The sequence below is a fragment of the Cohnella sp. 56 genome (genome assembly GCF_037963805.1).
Classification (GTDB): Bacteria; Bacillota; Bacilli; order Paenibacillales; family Paenibacillaceae; genus Cohnella.
Genome location: NZ_JAZDQE010000015.1, coordinates 32,399 through 51,419, shown reverse-complemented (window position 1 = coordinate 51,419; position 19,021 = coordinate 32,399). Strand labels below are relative to the sequence as shown.

Sequence of the window (19,021 nt, the reverse complement as noted above, 5' to 3'; positions counted from 1 at the left end):
AGGATGCACCGTGCGAGTAACAGTATTGGGAACGGGGATGATCGGGAGCGTGATCGTCCAGGAGCTGGCCGGCAGCGATGCGATCGACGAGATCGTCGCCGTGGATGCCGTCGCCGCCAGCGTCGAACGATGCGTGTCGGCGACGCGCTCGGCCAAGGTGACCGGACGAACGGCCGTGCTGGACGACTACGACCGCGTCGCCGAGCTGCTCCGGGGCTCGGACATCGCAGTATCTTGTCTGCCGCATGCGCTCAGCCTGCTGGCGATCCGGGCGGCGATCGCGGCCGGCTGTCATCTGATCGATCTGGTCGGCTCCAAGTACGAGGAGAAGGCCGAATATGACGCGCAGGCGCGCGCGGCCGGCGTGCTGATCGTCCCGGGAGCCGGGGTGGCGCCGGGCATCGCGAACTTCCTCGCTGCACGCGGCATCGAGCTGCTCGACGAGGCGGACGAAGCCGTCATGCTGTGCGGCGGCCTGCCGCGGCATCCGCTCCCGCCGCTCTGGTACCAGGTCGTCTTCCGGCTGGAGAGTCTGCTCGGGCTGTGCACCAAGCCAGCGCTCGCCGTGGAGGACGGGGAGCTGGTGAAGCTGCCGCCGCTGACGCGGCTGGAGAGTCTGCGCTTCCCCGAGCCGGTCGGCGAATGCGAGGCCGTCGTCACGGACGCGCACAGTACGGCGTATACGCTGCGGTCGAAGGTGAAGCGGCTGTACGAGAAGACCGTCCGCTACAAGGGCCATTGGGAGAAAATGAGCGTGCTCGCCGAGCTGGGCTTCCTGGACGAGGCGCCGATCGAAGTCGACGGACAGCTCGTCTCCCCGCAAAGGGTGGCGATCCCGCTGCTGGAACGCAAAATGAAGGGCGGTTCGAACGAGGACATGACCGTATTGCGCGTCACGGTCACGGGAACCCGCAACGGCCGCAAAATGAAGCTGGAATGGGAAATGGTCGATGCCTACGACAAGGAACGCAGCATCACCTCGATGGCGAAGACGACCGGATTCCCCGCCGTTCAACTGACCCAGTGGATGGCGGAAGGAAAGCTGGACAAGCGCGGCGTCGCGGCTATCGAGGACGTCATCATCGGGGATGTCTTCGATCCGTTCGTAGCGGCGCTCGGCAAGCGGGGCATTGCGATATCGTTCAAGGAAGAAGAAATTGAGCAATAAAGGCGGGCATCCGGAAGATATCCGCGATTAAGACGGCAATGGAGAGCGGGGCCTTATTCTCCATTGCCGCTGTTTGTATGGGATGGTGACCGGCTACAGGATCTGGCGCGTACACAGCTTGATCTATTCGGCGGTCTAGCCGATGACCTTGAGCCAGAGGTACAAGCCGCAGAGCGTGACGAACAGGACGGGAACTGTGAGCACGATGCCGGCCTTGAAGTAAGCGCCCCATGTGATCTTAACACCCTTGCCGGCCAGCACATGCAGCCAGAGCAGCGTCGCCAGAGACCCGATCGGCGTCATCTTCGGTCCGAGATCGGAGCCGATGACGTTGGCATAAATGAAGGCTTCCCGGAGCGTGCCGGTCGACGCGGTATTATGAATGGCCAGCGCGTTGATCATTACGGTCGGCAGATTGTTCATGATCGAGGAGAGGATCGCGGCGACGAAGCCGGTGCCGACGGTCGCGGCGAACAGGCCTTGCTCACCCAGCCATTCGAATACCTTCCCTAACTCATTCGTCAGACCGACATTGCGCAGGCCGTACACGACGACGTACATTCCGATCGAAAAGGCGACGATCGTCCATGGCGCTTCCTTTACCAGCTTGCGGGTATGAACCGCCGGACTGCGCCTTGCGAGCAGCAGGAAGGCCAGCGCCGCGGCGCCTGCGATGACCGACACCGGCACATCGATAAATTCGCTGATCATGTACGCCACGAGCAGAACCGCCAGAATGACCCAGGAGATGTTGAACACGCGCCGATCTTTGATGGCGTCCGCCGGGGGCTTCATATGCGACAGATCGTACTGCAGCGGGATGCTCCGCCGGTAAAACAGGTAGAGCACGAGCAGGCTCGCCGCCACCGCGCATACGGTCGGAACGATCATGCGGCCGGCATATTCGACGAACCCGACGCCGAAAAAGTCGGAGGAGACGATATTGACGAGGTTGCTGATGACGAGGGGGAGGGAGGCGGTATCGGATATAAATCCGCTCGCCATCACGAACGGCAATATCATGCGTTCATCCAGTTTGAGCGCGCGCACCATTGCCAGGACGATCGGCGTCAGAATAAGCGCGGCGCCGTCGTTGGCAAAAAAGAAGGCAACGGCCGCTCCCAGCAAGATGACGTACACGAGCAGCAACTTGCCGTTGCCTCCGGCGATGCGGGCCATATGGAGCGCAGCCCATTCGAAAAAACCGATCTCGTCGAGCACTAGCGATATTAAAATAATAGCTACGAAGGCAAGCGTCGCATTCCAGACGATCCGTGTGACATCCCAAACATCCTCAAAACCGACGACACCGCAAATCAGCGCCAATAACGCGCCTCCGCAAGCTGTCCACCCAATGCCCAGTCTCCGGGGCTGCCAGATGACAAAAACCAATGTAATTACGAAAATAATAGCAGCGATTGCCAGCATAAAGCCTCCTACGTCAGGTACGTTTCTGTGATTGCCACAATCATTATAAACGCATGCCTTTATATAAATAAATCATTATATTAAGCATTGCTGCAGCGCCCCTTTTCGTGATTTGACACGACACCAAACGGTGTCATACAATCGCATTATGACTATTGGGCAGCATACAGAATCGATCACCATTAGGAGAGGGTGTTGTGAGCGAGAACAATCCGATGCGGGATGCGTTTGACGCGATTGCAGACCCGACGAGACGCCGATTGATTCGCTTGTTGGCGGAGGCGGAGGCGGGGGAATTGCCGCTTCACGAGCTGACGCCGCATTTTACGATGGGCCGCACGGCGGTATCCAAGCATTTGACGATTCTCAAGGAAGCCGAACTCGTGCTTGACCGAAAAGTCGGCAGGGAGACGCGTTATCGGCTGAATGCCGATCCGTTGAGAGAAGTGCAGGACTGGGTGGCCTTCTACAGGAAGTTCTGGAGCGAGAACTTGATACGTCTGGGCCGGCTATTAGAGGAGGAAGAAGAATGAGTCTGACTTTAAACTTGGATTTTGAGTACAACACGTCGATCGAAAAGCTGTGGAATGCGATTACCGACGCGGACAAGCTGGCCAAATGGGTGGTCGACATCCGCTCCGGCCAGGCGATGGAGAACAACTTCAAGCCGGTCGTGGGGCATCAGTTCCAATTCCGCGCGCAGCCGACCGAATATTGGAGCGGCATTATCGAAGGCGAAGTGCTCGTCGTAGAGGCGCCTCACCGGTTGTCCTATACGTGGGCGAGCGGGGAGACGCACACGGTCACCTGGACGCTGCAGAAGCTGGGGGACGGCAAGGTCAAGCTTCATCTCGAGCAAACCGGCATCTCCAGCGAGCCGGCGCGCGCAGGCGCCAAGCACGGCTGGACAAAATGGCTCGGCGAGCTCGAAAAGGCGCTGGAGCAATAGATGAATCGTTGGCCAAGATCGGTAGGAGGTCAGGCATGAACGAAAAAAATCAGGAATATATCGTCATCACGGGTGCGAGAGAGAACAACCTCAAAAACGTATCCTTGCGCATCCCCAAACGAAAGATCACGATTTTCACCGGGGTATCCGGGTCCGGCAAGTCGTCGATCGTATTCGATACGATCGCCGCAGAATCGACGCGCCTGCTCAACGAAAACTTCAGCATGTTCGTACGCACGTTCCTGCCGCGATATCCGCAGCCCGATACGGATGCGATCGAAAATCTGAGCATGGCCGTCATCGTGGATCAGAAGCGGCTGGGCGGCGGCTCACACTCCACGATGGGCACGATTACCGACATTTCCCCGATTCTCCGCCTGCTCTTTTCCCGCATCGGCAAGCCGCATATCGGTCCCGTCAACCTGTTCTCGTTCAACGATCCGCAGGGCATGTGCCCCGAATGCAACGGCATCGGCCGCAGCCTGGGCGTCGATATGGACAAGGCGATCGACCTGGCCAAGTCGCTGCGAGAAGGGGCTATCCTGCTGCCGGGCTACTCGGTGGACAGCTGGGATTGGAACCTGATTGTACAGTCGGGGCCGTTCGATCCGGACAAAAAGCTGAGCGAGTATCCCGCGGACGACCTGGAGCAGATGCTGCACGGCAAAGCGAAAAAGCTGAAGGTGGACTTCGCCGGGAAGGCGATGAATATCACCATGGAAGGCGTCATCGAGAAGTTCACGAACAAGTACATCAAGCAGGACGTGAAGACGAAGTCCGAGCGTACGCAGCAGACCGTGGCGCCGTACATCACGGAAGGCCCATGCCCGAGCTGCCACGGCGCGAGACTCAGCCAAGCCGCGCTCAGCTGCAAGATCAACGGCTACAACATCGCGGATCTGTCCGCCATGGAGGTCGGGCAGCTCATCCGTGTCGCCAGGGAGATCGACGATCCGGCCGCCGGCCCCGTCGTCAAGTCGCTCACGGAGCGTCTGCAGCATCTGGTGGATATCGGATTGGACTACCTGACGCTGGACCGGGAGACGGACACGCTGTCCGGCGGCGAATCGCAGCGGGTCAAGATGGTGAAGCATCTGAGCGGCAGCCTGGTGGACGCGACGTACATCTTCGACGAGCCGAGCGTCGGCCTGCACCCCCGCGACGTGCACCGGCTGAACGGATTGCTGCAGAAGCTGCGGGACAAGGGCAATACCGTCATCGTCGTCGAGCATGATCCCGATGTCATCAAGGTGGCGGATCATATCGTCGACGTCGGACCTCATGCCGGCAGGCGCGGAGGCAGCATCGTGTACGAAGGCAGCTACGACGGGCTGCTGGAGTCTGGGACGCTGACAGGCAGCTATATGAAGCGGCCGCTCCAGCTCAAGCAGGCTTGCCGGCAGCCGTCCGGCAAGCTGCCGATCCGACATGCGGCGCTCCACAACTTGCAGGACGTGAGCGTCGATATACCGACCGGCGTATTGACCGTCGTGACGGGCGTCGCGGGCTCGGGCAAGAGTTCGCTCATCAACGATGTATTCCTGAGTCAGCACCCGGATGCGATCGTCATCGACCAGTCGGCGGTGGGCGTGTCCACGCGCTCCAATCCCGCGACCTACACGGGAATCATGGACGACGTCCGCAAGGCGTTCGCGACCGCCAACAAGGTCAGTCCGAGCTTGTTCAGCTTCAACTCCAAGGGCGCTTGCGAAAACTGTCAGGGGCAGGGCGTCGTATATACGGACCTGTCCTTCCTCGACAGCGTGAAGCTGCCCTGCGAAGTATGCGGGGGCAAACGGTTCAAGGAGGAAGTGCTCACCTACGAGCTGAACGGCAAATCGATTGCGGAAGTGCTGGAGCTGACAGTGGAGCAGGCGCTGGAATACTTCCAGCTCAAGGAGGTCGTACGCAAGCTGCAGGCGATGAGCGACGTGGGCCTGAACTACATCACGCTCGGCCAGCCGCTCAGCACGCTCTCCGGCGGGGAATGCCAGCGCATCAAGCTGGCCAGCGAGCTGCACAAGAAGGGCAGCATCTACGTGATGGACGAGCCGACGACGGGCCTGCATATGTCGGATATCGGCCATCTGCTGGAGATTATGAACCGCCTCGTGGATGCAGGCAATACGGTGATCGTCATCGAGCACAATCTCGACGTGATCAGCCAGGCCGATTGGATCATCGATATGGGACCGGACGGAGGCAGCAAAGGCGGGCAGGTCGTGTTCGAAGGTACGCCGGAGCAGATCGTCCATGCGGAGCAATCGATCACGGGAAAATATTTAAGCTAGCGCCAAGCTTCACCATGACGGATAACGCCTCTCTTCGCTCCCGCGGAGGGGGGCGTTTTAAGTGTACGTTTCCTGCGATTCCAATTCACATCTGCCGCTTGCTTGAGAAGCCCGTATGATCTGTGCAAATACGATATTTACATCATTTGTCCAAAAGCGTATATTCATATCAGTTCGTATTCACATCGTCGGATAGGGGAATAACGCAGGCATGCACGACCAAGAAAAAGCGGGCTATAAATCGATCGCGCTCGATATCGCGCAACGAATCGTGAGCGGCGAGCTCCCCGAGAAAAGCAAAATATCCGGGCGCTCCCTTCTCGCAGGACAGTACCACGTATCCCCGGAAACGATCCGCAAAGCGATCGTCCTGCTCAAGGACGAAGATATCGTCTCCGTGTCCCAGGGGAAGGAGATCGTCATCGTCTCCGCCGCCAAAGCCAATGAGTATATATCGAAAAACAATTATCTGAAATCCGCGTATTCGCTGAAGCAGGAAATCCAGCAGCTGCTGGTGGAAAAACACGAGGTAGACCGCAAGTTCGAGGTGCTGTTGAAGGAAATTATCGAAGCCTCCGACCGTCTCAAAAATCTGAAGCCCTACAATCCCGTCGAGCTCAAGATCAAGCCGGACGCGCATGTGATCGGAAAAACGATCGCAGCGCTTGAGTTCTGGCAAAATACCGGCGCGACGATCATCGCCTTAAGACGCGGCGTTAACGTATCCATCTCTCCCGGGCCTCATGTCGTGCTTCGGGAAGACGATGTCGTCGTCGTCGTCGGAGACGATCATGCGCACCGGAGAACCGAGCAATTCCTGAATACAACGCGCTTATAACGCGCCGGACATGGCGGCGTCGTCGCAAACAGCGGCGGCGGTTTTTTTCATACAAAATTATACATACAATTTTATTTATCAAATAAGGTTGTGAGTCGCCTGTTTTTTTGTTATCCTTTTAACGATCCCATATGCATCGATAAACGATGGAGCCTGTCATCAGGGCTCTTTCTCTTTATGCAGATGAGTAAAAGGAGTTCGTGATGTCATTTCAATCTGAAGCAAACAACCGGTACCACCTGTATTTAAGTTATGCCTGGAACCACAATGGCGCCTGCGACGAACTATGCGAGCTGCTGCGGCGCATAGAGCAATTCGATCCTGCTTTTACGCTGATTGCTCCCGACCATCCCGCGAACCGCTCAAGCGACGAACGAGCGCTCTACCAAACTATTAAAGCCAAAATGAAATTTTGCGATGTCGTGATTCTGCTGGTCGGGGGATACCCGGATTACAGCCGCTGGATCAACAAAGAGCTTATTGCCTGCAGAGACGGTCTGCACAAGCCTGTGATCGCCGTTCAACGGGATGCCCTCGACTCCGCATCTTTTATTATTAAAGAAAATGCGGACCTGATGGTCGGTTGGGATGCGGAATCCATCATTCAGGCGATCAAACAAATCGCGAGGAAGCCGTAATAGCCGCCGCTCAAGCGGCGAGCGCCTATTAATTCACAGTAAATTACAGACAATCTATTTTTGTATCAAAGGTTGTTTGAATGAATAAGGTTTGGTATACTCATCATTACCAGCTACGTTTCCTTTAAATTCCACCTTTATTTTCATAGTTGCTTCTGGCTTAATTTCCGGATCATCCGGAAAGCGGGGGAACCACTCTTTTGGGGCGAATCGGTCCGCGAGACCGTAGGGAACCATCTATCCCGAGTCCTTCAGCTAACCTCGTCAGCTATAGATGGGTCAATACTTGCGGCGGAGCTGCGCTCCGTTTGTCTTTTGACCCGTACAACGGGTCTTTTTTGTTGCCAAAAATGGCCCTTCACATAATTTTGATACGATGAGGAGGATGCAAGATGGCACAGCCAAAGTACATAACGGATATCGGGAAACTGACGCAAATCCCCGAGTCGGACCGCGAGAAGCTTCATCGCATTACGGATAAATTCGTTTTTCGCGTGAACGATTATTACTTGAACCTGATCGACTGGGACAACCCCGATGACCCGATCCGCAAGCTCATTATCCCCAACGAGGACGAGCTGGGCGAATACGGGCGATGGGACGCTTCGGACGAAGACACCAACTACGTCGTAGAGGGCTGTCAGCACAAATACAAATCCACGGCACTGCTCATCGTATCAGAGGTGTGCGGAGCGTATTGCAGATACTGCTTCCGCAAACGGCTGTTCCGCAACGACGTGAAGGAGGCCGTGAACAATGTGGAGCCGGGGCTGCAGTATATTGCGGATCATCCCGAGATCAGCAATGTCCTGCTCACGGGGGGAGACAGCCTGATCCTCGGCACGCCCAAGCTGCGGACGATCTTCGAGCGGCTGAGAGCGATCGACCATGTGAAGATCATACGGCTCGGCTCCAAGATGCCGGTATTCAATCCGATGCGGATCTACGAAGACGAAGCGCTGCTGGAGCTGATCCGCACGCATTCCACCACGGACAAGCGGATTTATGTCATGGCGCATATCAATCATCCGCGCGAGATCACGCCGGAAGCGAAGAGAGGGTTCGAAGCGCTGCACCAGGCAGGTGCGATTGTGGTGAACCAGACGCCTGTCCTTCGGGGCATCAACGACGATCCCGCCGTTCTCGGTGAGCTGCTCGATCGCCTGTCGTGGGCCGGCGTGACGCCGTATTACTTTTTTGTGAACCGGCCGGTTGCGGGCAACAAAGCGTTCGTGCTGTCGCTCAAGGAAGTATACGACATCGTCGAAGGCGCCAAGGCGCGCACCTCCGGACTCGGCAAGCGGGTACGGCTGTCCATGAGCCATACGTCGGGCAAGATCGAGATACTGGCGATCGAGGAAGGCAAGGCCTATCTCAAATACCACCAGTCCCGGGACAATGAATACGGCAAGTTCATGGTGCTGGATTGCCCGGACGATGCATCCTGGTTCGACGACCTGCCGGGCAACGAGTTGCATTGGAAAAAGCCGGCTAAAAAGTCGGATAAAATCGTCTCGGTCAATTCGCTGGACGACATGCCGCAAAGGGGCAGAAAGCTCATGGCGGGGCGGTAGGAAAACGCATTGACAGTTGGGCGACGGGACAGACGACAATGAATCCGGCGATTACTTGCCGCCGCTCCTCGAGAACGTAGGCCAAGGCCGAATTCATCAATTACGTCAAGCAGGCAGCCCTACGGCTGCCTGCTTGACGTTAACTTGTATTCAATTAAATGAAGGAAAAATGCTGTCAATGCGAAACCATGGTCGTTGCCTGCGCTTTCCCCGGCTTGACGCGCGCCTTGCTCCAGTCCAGCTTGACATACCGCAATCCATTGGCCAGGGCGGCCAGCACCATATTGCTGCACAGCGCGATCCAGGCGCCGACCTGGCCGTAATCCAGCACGACCGTCAGCAGCAGTGTGACGGGGATGAAGACGATCCAGTTGAGTACGAACGCCACGCGGGATAAATAGGTCGTATCCCCGATCCCGCGAAGCCCGCCGCCAAAAATAATGCCCGACGTATTGAACAGCTGGATGAACGCCGCCAGATGAATGAGCGGAATAACGGCCATGTACACCGCCCGCTCCGGCGTATACAGCTTCGCGATCGGCAGCGCGAAGACGAACATCAGGAGGGAGATCAGCACCATCATCAGGACGCCGAGCACAACCGTCATCAAGCCGAAGCGCTTCGCCTCCGCGGGGCGTCCTTTGCCGATCTCCTGCCCGGTGCCGATCGTCGCCGCCGCTCCGAACCCGTTCGACGGCATGAAGCCGAACGACAGAATGTTCAGCGCGATTTCGTTCGCTGCAATGGCCACCGTGCCGAGGCGGGAGATGCACATCGTGAACACCAGCATTCCCAGGCTGTTGGACATCTCCATCATGCTGAGCTTCGCGCTCTCGAAGACCATCAGCTTGACCTGTTTCGGATCGAACCGCTCGCGGCTGCGGGTCAGCAGCGTAGCGTTCAGGTACCCGTAATACACCCACAGACACAAGCCGAGCGTGACGACTTCCGCAATCAGAACGCTCCAGGCGGCGCCCTGCAGCCCCAGGTCCGGGAACCCGAATTTGCCGTAAGCCAGCACATACGTAAGCACGACGACAAGGCCGCTGTTGATGAGCGCGATCGTCATCGGCGTCTTGGTGTCGCCGATAGCGCGGAGGTAAGCGAAAAATGCGCCGCCAAAGATACCGAAAACCAGCGCGATCATCCGCAGCATGACGTAATCGGTGCCCAGTGAGACGATCTCGTCATTTAATCCCATCGCCCTTAAGATAAGCTCTGGCGCGAGCAGACTGCCGATCAGCAGCAGCACCGCGAGTATACCCGTCAACAGCAGCGCGATTTGCATCCGCTGGTTGGCGATGCGCATTTCGCCGGCGCCGTAGTTTTGCGCAACCAAGTAGTTGATCGCATTCTGTATGCCGGCACACAGCGCCCACATGTTGTACATCAGAATGTTCGTAACGCCGACGACCGCGATCGCGGCCGCTCCAAGTTTCCCTACAATCATCAGAACGAGCAAGCCCGTAAAGGTCATCGATGAAAAAGTAGCGATGGAGGGTAAAGCCAGTTGTAAAATTCGTTTTGCCAATTGCACGCTTTAAGCCTCCTCAAGCAAACATAAGCACTATTATATACGGAGGCTCGTACCGATTCCTAGCGGGATTTGCAACCGATTCTTATAAATTAGCAACCAATTGATTCTAATTCACGCCGCTCATGGCCGGAAGTCACACATCCGCTTCACCTGCAATATGATGAGCCTAGAAATATAAAGAGGTGAGCCAATGGGTGTCGTCAAGGCCAGGAAACAAGATATCGATATGCTGGCAAGGCTGCTTCGCGCGGAAGCCGAGACCGAAGGGGAGATGGGCATGCTCCTCGTCGGCAATGTGGGGATTAACCGGATCAGAGCGAATTGCTCCGATTTTAAAGGCCTCCGGACCATTCCGCAAATGATCAACCAGCCGCATGCGTTCGAAGCGCTCCAGCACGGTCTGTATTATCAAGGCTCAAGGGAGAGGGAGCGCCGTCTGGCGCAGCGGGCTGTGAACGGGGAGCGGAACTGGCCGGCCGAATTCTCGCTATGGTACTTCCGTCCGGGCTCGTTCGAGAACCCCGGCCCCTGTCCGCCAACGTGGTACAATCAGCCGCTTGTCGGACGATGGAAAAAACACTGTTTTTATCAACCGACCGTAGAAGAATGCGAAAATGTATATAATACGGTTTAATTTTTTTTAAACCGGGCTTGCTCTGTTGCCGACTCCTTTAATAAGGCGGTCGGTTTTTTTGTTCGGCTGCAGACGGGTTAATAACAAAACCGCCTTCCGGAGCTGAAATACAGCAACTTTTAAGCGGGAGCTTACGTCTCACAACTAAACAAAAAACAAGGAGGTGCATGGGGATTAAGAAACTTTTTGTAGTTTTTGCATTATATTGTTTTGTATTCCTTGTGGGTTGCGACAACGAATCGGCCGAATCAACCGCGCAGAGCCATCTTGAACATACTGCGTATCTTAAATCGTTTGGCTGGCATGTTGAGGACAAGGTGGGCGAAAGAAAGCAAAGTACAAAAAACTATTTGCCGGCAGCCAATGTCGGTATTGATCTGAAGCCGTATGAAGAAATTGAAATTACGACTTACTTGCTGAAAGAAAAGCAAAAATCAGGAAAGAAAATATTCGCCGACATCTATGAGGCGAATGGAGACATCGTTGGAGGAAGCGGACATTTGGAAACTTGGGAGCCCGGCGATTTCTCTTTGAAGGATAAAAAACGGTTAATCAAAGAAGGGACAATTAACAAGTAAAGTGTCCTCGCTTATTGCGCGGACGGGGAACGATAGCATTTTGGCCGCCTGAACAGGGCGGTTATATTTTTGTCGCAAGCAAGCTTATGGTGGAGGAGTCGCATCTCGGAGTCGGAAAAAGACAAGATTTTCCGCAGAAATGAGCGTCGGCTTTCTCCCGTATTTCTTGTTTATTTCTATCACGAAAACGAGAGTTGCGCCGCTAAAATGAAAGCGCGCCCAAGTTGGGCGACATCTTTTAGGGGAGGCGAATTGATGAGCAAGCCCCTTGTCCGTCGTCAGATAGAGACCGTTCCAGGAGGCAGGGCTTGAGTTGCCTCCGGAGGCGAGGGCGCGGCTGGCATTGGTCGGATCGATCGCGATGCCCATCAAGCCGCCCGCGTTCAGGCCGATATTGGCGGGCTCCCAGTGGGCGCCTCCGTCCGTGCTTCGATAAGCGCCGCCTAAGCTGTTAACGTCATTAATCACCTCGCCGGACATAGATTCGCTCGCGGCAAACATAAAAAACCGCAGACGACAACGGGCATGCAGTACTTTCTCTTGCGAGCAAGCAAGCAGACGTTAAGCCGGAGGCGGTTAACTTCGGAGCTACTTCAGTATAAGAGCCGACAGAGCGCAAATCAGGTGAGCGTTTACATAACCTGACTGCGGAAATTGCATATCTCGTCGGCTTGATCCGCCGCTCGCATGGACGACATTTAGAATAAGAGGCGCTATCGTCCATGGATTGTGCATTCCGCGCCGGTCGCGCCGCTTGCTATACTGCGGCTATCACGGAGAAGCGGTCAGACGATCGTCATGGGAGGAACTTCAATGAAGCTAACGCTCACGGATTACCGAGAGAAGGTTATGGGATGCTGGATCGGCAAAAACATCGGAGGCACGCTAGGTGCGCCGTTCGAGTGCCAGCGCGGTGTATTCGATTACGACTTTTATACGCAGGATCTGAACGGCGAGCCGCTGCCGAACGACGATCTCGACCTGCAGCTCGTCTGGCTGAACGCTGCGGAGAAGCATGGCCGCGGCGTCAACGCGCGCATTCTCGGCGAATACTGGCTGTCCTGCATCGTGCCGAACTGGGGCGAGTACGGCGCAGGCAAAAACAATATGAGGCAGGGGCTCGTGCCGCCGCTGTCGGGCTACGTCAACAATGTGTTCCGCGACAGCAACGGCGCGTTCATCCGCTCCGAGATCTGGGCCTGCCTGACGCCGGGTCATCCGGAGCTGGCGGTCAAGTACGCGTACGAGGATGCAATCGTCGATCACAGCCACGAAGGCGTATACGCCGAGGTGTTCTTCGCCGCCATCGAGAGCGCGGCGTTCGTGGAGAGCGACCGGGATACGCTGATCGATATCGGTCTGTCGTACATTCCGGCGGACTGCGGCATCGCAGAGGCCGTGCGGTCGGTGCGGGCCGCCTATGCGGAAGGCGCGGACTGGCAGGGAGCGCGCGTCCGGCTGCTGAACGATGTGCCGGGCAGCTTCGGCATTCTGGCCATGCGCAAGGAGGATCTGCCGCAGGACGTGCCGGTCGGACCGATCGGCTACGACGCGCCGAGCAACGTCGGCATTACCGTGCTCGGGTGGCTGTACGGCGAAGGCGACTTCGGCAAGAGCATCTGCATCGCCAACAACTGCGGAGAGGACACCGACTGCACCGCGGCGACGCTGGGCTCGATCCTCGGCATCATCGGAGGCGCCGCCGGCATACCGGCCAAGTGGAAGGAGCCGATCGGCGATTCGATCAAGACGCTCTGTCTGAACCTGGGGGACCAAGGGCTGCGCATTCCGAAGACCGTAACCGAGCTGTCGGAGCGCATCGTCAAGCTGACCCCGTTGTTCCTGGGCAGCGAGCTGTGCGACACGGTTACCGCAGAGCGCGGCTACACGATCGAGACGGCCGAGGGAGCGGCGCTGTACAGCCATCCGCAGCGCGTCAATGCCTGGGTGGACCGCAGCTTCGCCGATCTGCTCGCGCAGAGTCCGCATACGGTGAGCTACGACTTCAACATCTTCGCGGTCCAGATCGGATACGGAGAAGCGCCATACATTCAGGAAGGCGAAGCCAGGACGTTCAAGCTGCGCATCGACAATCAGCTGTTCATGCAGCAGTGGCTGGAGGTCAAGTGGCATCTGCCCGAAGGCTGGACCGTGTCGCCGGGGCCGACGTACGCCGCCTCCCTGGAGCAGTACCATTGCAATGTCGGCATGACCGAGCTTGCGTTCACCGTGACGCCGGCCGGTCTGTCCAAGTCGCGCTACGATCTGATCGTGGAGATCACGTCGCAGGGCCGCCCTACCAAAGGACTTATCCCGATCGTACTCATCCATGGCAAGCCCGGCCTGTAAGAGGCGCAATTCCGACAAAGTCCGCGACGGCGGGCTTTGTTTGCTTTGCTATTCGGCGTCCGCGCCGACGCTCGCGCGATAGCCGCTCGGACCGATACCCTCGACCTTCTTGAACGCACGCGAGAAATAAAAAGGATCCTCGTAACCGCATTGCCTGGCGATATCCGCGACCGGCAGCGACGAGTTGACCAGCAGATGCTTGGCCCGCTGCATGCGCAGCCGCTGTACGTAGGCGCCGATCGTCAGTCCGGCATATTTCTTGAACACCTGGCAGAGATAAGCGTAGGAATGCCGCAGCTCCGATTCAAGTGCGGCACTGTTCATCTCCTGGACGTAGCTCTCGTCGAGCTGATTGACGATTCGCCGATAGAGCAGGTAAGAAGCGGACGAGTCGCCCTGCGTCGGGAGCTGCTCCAGCCACTGCTCCGCGATAAGGCCGACGATCTGGCCGAGCAGCAGCGTACACCGGTAACGATAATAGCCTTCGGGCTCGCGGAATTGATGGTGGAGCTGTTCGAACAGGCCGAGCAGCTCGTAGCGCCTGGAGGGCCGGAAGCGACGGGGAACACAAATGTCATCCGAGCCGTCGACCCCGGTGATCCGCAAGTCCTGCGCACCTGCGCGGGCGGGACTCGCAGAAGCGGCGCCGACGCCTTCATCGCGCTCCCGATAGGACGGAGCGGGATCCACGATGAATTGCGCCCAGTAGAAGCCGCAGCGTGCTTCGATCGGCTGCCAGCTCGTATGGAGCTCCCAAGGTCTGAGCAGACAGCATTCTCCGCTCGAGAGGCTGAGCTTCTCGTCCCCGATCTGCAGGTGCACGGGGCCATCCGTCACCAGGATAAGCTCGTAGAACGGGTTGGACTTCCACGACTTGATATGTTCGTTGCCCTGAAGCTCGGACACCCACTTGACGTCGAGCTTCACGAGGCGGGAAAAGTAAAAGTCGTTCATGAACAGAACCTCCGGGCAATGGCGCTTCGCCGCATTCGTCATTCGATCCAAACGGACAATAGCGTCACGAAGAATACGATGCCTATATTCTAGCACAGCCGAACGCCAGGCTAGAGACGTCCGGGACCCGCATCAAACGAATTTGGTCGATTACCGTCGAATGATCGGCTATAATTCCATTACCAAACTTTTCGTTCGACAGCCCGCCGGGCCATCAGGAGGCAGACATGATAAAAGTGATGATTGTCGAGGACGAGATGCTCGTGCGAATCGGACTCAAAAACACTGTTTCAACTCGCCTGAAGGCGGCCGCCTGCTGTACACCGGCGTCAAGGGCGTCGATTGGGACATCGTCGACGGCAAGCCGCAGCTGATGGGCGAGTATGCCAAGCCGAATCCGTCCGCCGAATACCAGAACAGCGTCGGTGCCAATGATTTCTACAAAGCGCTGGGCGCATTCGCGTCCAACTACCCGGATGAAGAGGGCTACCCGCTCGATCTCAAGCAGCTGGTCAATCCCTCGACGATCACTGTCGCGGAGAAGGAATTCGCCGATCACTTCGCGCCGGGCACGACCTTCCCTGGCGAGGCTTACGACAAGCTGATCAAGGACGGCAAGCTGAAGTCCGCCACGAACTTTTCGCTCGAGGCGTCGCTCGTCACCTACATGGAGCCTGAGCGCATGCGAGGCGAAGGAGGGCATGGTCGATGGTTCGGAAAAACGGCATCAGCATTGCCGTGGCGCTGGTGAGCGGCATCTCCTTTACGGCCGTATCTTGTTTCAATAGAATAGGAGTATGGTCCCGGATCGTTATTTCAGGTGCAAATTCATAATATCGTACACGCTTTAATAATATTGAAGCGCTTCCTCTCTCTATTCGAACCGCTATGATGAACTCAGCAACAAACGACACGAATAGAGGAAAGGGGATCTCCACCCATGATCAAGGCAAACAAACCGATGCTGGCCCTCTCGCTGAGCGCGCTCGTAGCCGTCGCTTCGGCCTGCGGCTCCAATTCGAACGGAGGCGACGCCTCCAGCACGGCATCCGCACCGGCGCCGTCCGGCTCGCAGCCGGCCTCGGCTGCCGCTTCGCAGCAGTTCAAAGACCCTGTCGAGCTGAAGTTCGCGATGCAGGCCAATGCGAACGAGCTGCCGGGCTGGACCGCGATGGTCGATGCCGCCAACAAGAAGCTGAAGGGCGAGGGCAAGAACATCACGATCAAGATCGAGAAGATCAATACGAGCGCATGGCCGGAGTATTACCAGAAGGTCACGGCGGAGATTGCGGGCGGAGAGTCACCGGACCTGGGCCGGATCGCCGAATCGTTCATGCCGCAGATCGTGAAGAAGGGTCAAGCCATCGATCTCACCGAATATATGAACGAGCTGGACAAGAGTCAATACTTTGAGAATGCCTTCAAGAGCGCCGGCTATCAGGACGGCAAGTATTACGGACTTCCCTCCGGCGTGTTCTACATGATCATGTACTACAACAAGGATATGTTCAAGGCCAAGGGGATTCCCGAGCCGTCGCACGATTGGAACAATGCGATCTCCTTCGAGCAGACCCGCGACATCGCCAAGCAGCTGACTGAAGGCGAAGGCGCGAGCCGCAAGTTCGGTCTGTCGGCAGGCCCGTACACCTCGTACGCGGCGGGCATGTTCTCGGTATCGAACGGCGGCAAAAACATTTTTAACGACGATCTGACGCCCGTGTTCAAAGATCCGGCGACCAAGGAAGTATACCAATGGTTCGACGACATGCTGCGCACGGACCACTCGATGCCGCGTCCGACGGACACGAAAATCATGGGCGGATTCGATATGTTCAAGGCCGGCCGCGTCGGCATGGCGATTGACGGCACCTGGTATACGGGCGCCATCAAAAACGACATCAAAAACTTCAATGTCGGCATCGCACCGGTACCGGCAGGCAAAGGCGCGGCGACATCCACCCAGTTCATCGACAACTTCCTGATCTGGAAGGGCACGAAGCACGAGAAGGAATCTTGGGAAGCGCTGAAGGCGCTCTACAGCAAGGAAGCGTGGGACGCGCTGGCCAAGACGGGTATCGGCGGTCTGCCGATCCACCGCGCGGCCTTCGAGGAAGTGACCAAAAACCTGCTCGCCGACAAGGTGAGCCCGGAGGACCTGAAGGCGTTCACCGAAGCGCTCGATCACAGCCAATCCGTCCCGTACAATGCCTTCTACGAGGAAGCCGACCAGAAGATCAACGCGCAGCTCGACAACTGGATGCTGGGCAAGTACACGGTCGACGAATTCCTGGACAAGGCCGACCAGATCATGCGCGAGACAAAGGAAAAAAGCGAGAAGTAAGCAGCCTTGAACGAGAGCAAGCGGCACTATCATTCAATCGACCATGCGGGCGCGATGCCGTCCGCATGGCTCTTGCTTTTTCCAATAGAATTAATGCGACTGCGGCAGTACAATAGGCATACATTAAAGCGCTGACATCGGGGACGGAGGGCGACTGATGTACAACATCATCATAGCCGATGACGATAGACTGATCCGGGAAGACGTGCGGACGATGGTGGACTGGAGCCGGCTCGGGTGCCGGGTGGCGGCCGAGGCCGACGACGGGGCGCAGGCGCTGGAGCTTGTGCGCCGCGGCGATGTCGACATCGTGCTGACGGATATTTATATGCCGATGATGGACGGCGTCGAGCTGATCCGGCAGGTGAAGGCCGACGATCCGCATGTGTGCTGCCTCGTGATGAGCAACTACGACGACTTCGAATATGTGAAGGAAGCGATGAAGCACGGCGCGCTCGACTACGTGCTGAAGTACAAGCTCGACAAGCCGACGCTGTCCGGCTTGATCCGGCAGGCGACCGAGCGGATCGGCCGCGAGCGTGCGGAGCGCCGAAGGCATGAGCGCAGTCTGGCGATCGGGGAGAAAGGCAAAGATTCGCTCCGCGAGGCGTTCTGGCGGGATCTGTTCGCCGGCGTCCTGGACGAGCGGGCCATCGCGAGCGCGGTGCGCGATCTGGAGCTCGCGCTGCCCGGACAGGCTTGGGTGCCGATCGGCCTGGACACGGACCTGCCGCCCGAGCGGCTCGAGGCGGAGCTGCGCCGGGAGTGGCCGGGGTTGCCGCCTGTCGCCGTACGAGTCGGCCCGCGCCGCACGATCGCGATACTCGGCTGCGAGCAGAAGAGCTACCTGCACGCGCAGAACGAGTCGTTCGAGTACGCCCGGCAGCTGTACGGACGATTGGAACGGCAGGGCGAGCGCATCCTGCTGCTGCGAGGCGACGTCTGTCAGAAATGGGCGGAGCTCGGCAAGCAGGGCGTACGTCTGAATCAGGCGTTCGAGGCGGCGTTCTATGACGGCTACCGGGGCGTACGGGAGACGCTGCGCGGTGCGGAGTTTGGCGCGCGGCTGGAGGAGAGTCGGCTGGACGCCAGCGAGCAGGCGCTCTGGAACGCGATTCAGATGAATCGCGCAGACGAAGCACAATCCGCCTTGGCCGATTGGTTCGCCGCGCTCAGGCGCCAGCGCCCGCATCCCGGCGAAGCGCAGGCTTATGTCGCGCTGTTCGCCAATCAGCTGGGCAAGCATCTGAAAAAGCGGGGCGGCTCCGCCGAAGTGCTCAACGGCCCGGGCGTATTGTCCGGCGAATCGGGTCCGGCCGGACTCGATCGGATCGAGACCGCGCTTCAGGCTGCCGTCGAGCGCACCTTGAAGCAAGCCCCGGCATCGGGCGGCGGCTATCGCAGCGAGATCATCAAGGCGATCGTGTACCTGGAGACGAACTTCCGGCAGGAGATCAGCCTGAACGACGTCTCCGATCATGTCGGTCTCAGCAAAAACCACTTTTGCAAGCTGTTCAAGCAGGAGACGGGAGAAAACTTCGTGAACTACCTCAACCGGCTGCGCATCGAGCGATCCAAGCTGATGCTCCTGCAGCCGGAGGCGTCGGTGAAGCAGATCGCCGTACAAGTAGGCATGGGCAATTACCGTTATTTCTGCAAAATGTTCAAAAGCCTGACGGGCAAGCGCCCGATGGACTTCAAAAATGAACAATTGCGGATGATCCGCTGAGGAGAGGCAAAGC

General features: G+C 57.6%; 17 protein-coding genes and 1 riboswitch. Of the genes, 13 read left to right on the top strand and 4 right to left on the bottom strand.

From position 1 onward, the window contains the following. Nucleotides 1-10 precede the first annotated feature (10 nt). Nucleotides 11-1,168 carry a saccharopine dehydrogenase C-terminal domain-containing protein gene (locus tag VQ071_RS22650; protein WP_340516507.1) on the top strand — a complete coding sequence of 386 codons (1,158 nt, stop codon included), beginning with the start codon at nt 11-13 and terminating at the stop codon, nt 1,166-1,168. A 135-nt stretch (nt 1,169-1,303) separates the two neighbouring features. Here VQ071_RS22650 and VQ071_RS22645 read toward each other — a convergent pair whose 3' ends face one another. Beyond that, nucleotides 1,304-2,596 carry an arsenic transporter gene (locus tag VQ071_RS22645; RefSeq protein WP_340516506.1) on the bottom strand — a complete coding sequence of 431 codons (1,293 nt, stop codon included), beginning with the start codon at nt 2,594-2,596 and terminating at the stop codon, nt 1,304-1,306. Nucleotides 2,597-2,793: 197 nt separating this feature from the next. On the opposite strand from VQ071_RS22645, the gene VQ071_RS22640 reads away from it, so the two are divergent. From VQ071_RS22640 to VQ071_RS22615, 6 genes are all read left to right on the top strand, one after another. Next, nucleotides 2,794-3,129, top strand: coding sequence for an ArsR/SmtB family transcription factor (locus VQ071_RS22640; RefSeq protein WP_340516505.1), 336 nt, complete (start codon nt 2,794-2,796; stop codon nt 3,127-3,129). Then, complete coding sequence (locus VQ071_RS22635) at nt 3,126-3,545, top strand: SRPBCC family protein (RefSeq protein WP_340516504.1); 420 nt, start codon at nt 3,126-3,128, stop codon at nt 3,543-3,545. Before VQ071_RS22640 ends, VQ071_RS22635 begins: the two co-directional genes overlap by 4 nt. Nucleotides 3,546-3,580: 35 nt before the next feature. Continuing rightward, entirely contained in the window at nt 3,581-5,836 is a 2,256-nt protein-coding gene (locus tag VQ071_RS22630; RefSeq protein ID WP_340516503.1) for an excinuclease ABC subunit UvrA, read from the top strand. A gap of 211 nt (nt 5,837-6,047) precedes the next feature. After that, nucleotides 6,048-6,674: a TrkA C-terminal domain-containing protein gene (locus VQ071_RS22625; protein ID WP_340516502.1), complete on the top strand. Its 627-nt coding sequence runs from the start codon at nt 6,048-6,050 to the stop codon at nt 6,672-6,674. A gap of 203 nt (nt 6,675-6,877) precedes the next feature. Next, complete coding sequence (locus tag VQ071_RS22620) at nt 6,878-7,312, top strand: TIR domain-containing protein (RefSeq protein WP_340516501.1); 435 nt, start codon at nt 6,878-6,880, stop codon at nt 7,310-7,312. Between the two features lie 147 nt (nt 7,313-7,459). Further along, a riboswitch (cyclic di-AMP (ydaO/yuaA leader) is annotated at nt 7,460-7,597 on the top strand. Between the two features lie 107 nt (nt 7,598-7,704). Next, nucleotides 7,705-8,886 carry a KamA family radical SAM protein gene (locus VQ071_RS22615; protein ID WP_340516500.1) on the top strand — a complete coding sequence of 394 codons (1,182 nt, stop codon included), beginning with the start codon at nt 7,705-7,707 and terminating at the stop codon, nt 8,884-8,886. A 175-nt stretch (nt 8,887-9,061) separates the two neighbouring features. Here VQ071_RS22615 and VQ071_RS22610 read toward each other — a convergent pair whose 3' ends face one another. Beyond that, nucleotides 9,062-10,423: an MATE family efflux transporter gene (locus tag VQ071_RS22610; protein WP_340516499.1), complete on the bottom strand. Its 1,362-nt coding sequence runs from the start codon at nt 10,421-10,423 to the stop codon at nt 9,062-9,064. Between the two features lie 190 nt (nt 10,424-10,613). Here VQ071_RS22610 and VQ071_RS22605 point away from each other — a divergent pair, with 190 nt between their 5' ends. Next, nucleotides 10,614-11,057: a cell wall hydrolase gene (locus VQ071_RS22605; protein ID WP_340516498.1), complete on the top strand. Its 444-nt coding sequence runs from the start codon at nt 10,614-10,616 to the stop codon at nt 11,055-11,057. A gap of 167 nt (nt 11,058-11,224) precedes the next feature. After that, the gene (locus tag VQ071_RS22600; protein WP_340516497.1) at nt 11,225-11,635 is read left to right on the top strand and encodes a DUF4830 domain-containing protein; all 411 of its coding nucleotides are present in this window, start codon (nt 11,225-11,227) and stop codon (nt 11,633-11,635) included. Between the two features lie 84 nt (nt 11,636-11,719). Here the strand turns inward: VQ071_RS22600 and VQ071_RS22595 are convergent, their stop codons facing one another. Next, entirely contained in the window at nt 11,720-12,115 is a 396-nt protein-coding gene (locus VQ071_RS22595; protein WP_340516496.1) for a hypothetical protein, read from the bottom strand. A gap of 333 nt (nt 12,116-12,448) precedes the next feature. Here VQ071_RS22595 and VQ071_RS22590 point away from each other — a divergent pair, with 333 nt between their 5' ends. Next, entirely contained in the window at nt 12,449-13,984 is a 1,536-nt protein-coding gene (locus VQ071_RS22590; protein WP_340516495.1) for an ADP-ribosylglycohydrolase family protein, read from the top strand. Nucleotides 13,985-14,032: 48 nt separating this feature from the next. Here VQ071_RS22590 and VQ071_RS22585 read toward each other — a convergent pair whose 3' ends face one another. Further along, on the bottom strand, nt 14,033-14,938 hold the full coding sequence (locus VQ071_RS22585) for an AraC family transcriptional regulator (protein ID WP_340516494.1): 906 nt from the start codon (nt 14,936-14,938) through the stop codon (nt 14,033-14,035). Nucleotides 14,939-15,098: 160 nt separating this feature from the next. Between VQ071_RS22585 and VQ071_RS22580 the strand changes: the two genes are divergently transcribed. The 3 genes from VQ071_RS22580 to VQ071_RS22570 all read left to right on the top strand — a co-directional run bounded on the left by VQ071_RS22580 (nt 15,099) and on the right by VQ071_RS22570 (nt 19,008). Continuing rightward, nucleotides 15,099-15,689: a hypothetical protein gene (locus VQ071_RS22580; protein WP_340516493.1), complete on the top strand. Its 591-nt coding sequence runs from the start codon at nt 15,099-15,101 to the stop codon at nt 15,687-15,689. 189 nt (nt 15,690-15,878) lie between these two features. After that, a complete protein-coding gene (locus VQ071_RS22575) occupies nt 15,879-17,279 on the top strand; it encodes an ABC transporter substrate-binding protein (RefSeq protein WP_340516492.1) in 1,401 nt (466 codons plus the stop codon). Between the two features lie 157 nt (nt 17,280-17,436). Next, nucleotides 17,437-19,008 (top strand): response regulator transcription factor, encoded by a 1,572-nt coding sequence (locus VQ071_RS22570; protein ID WP_340516491.1) that lies wholly within the window; start codon nt 17,437-17,439, stop codon nt 19,006-19,008. The last annotated feature ends 13 nt before the right edge of the window (nt 19,009-19,021 follow it).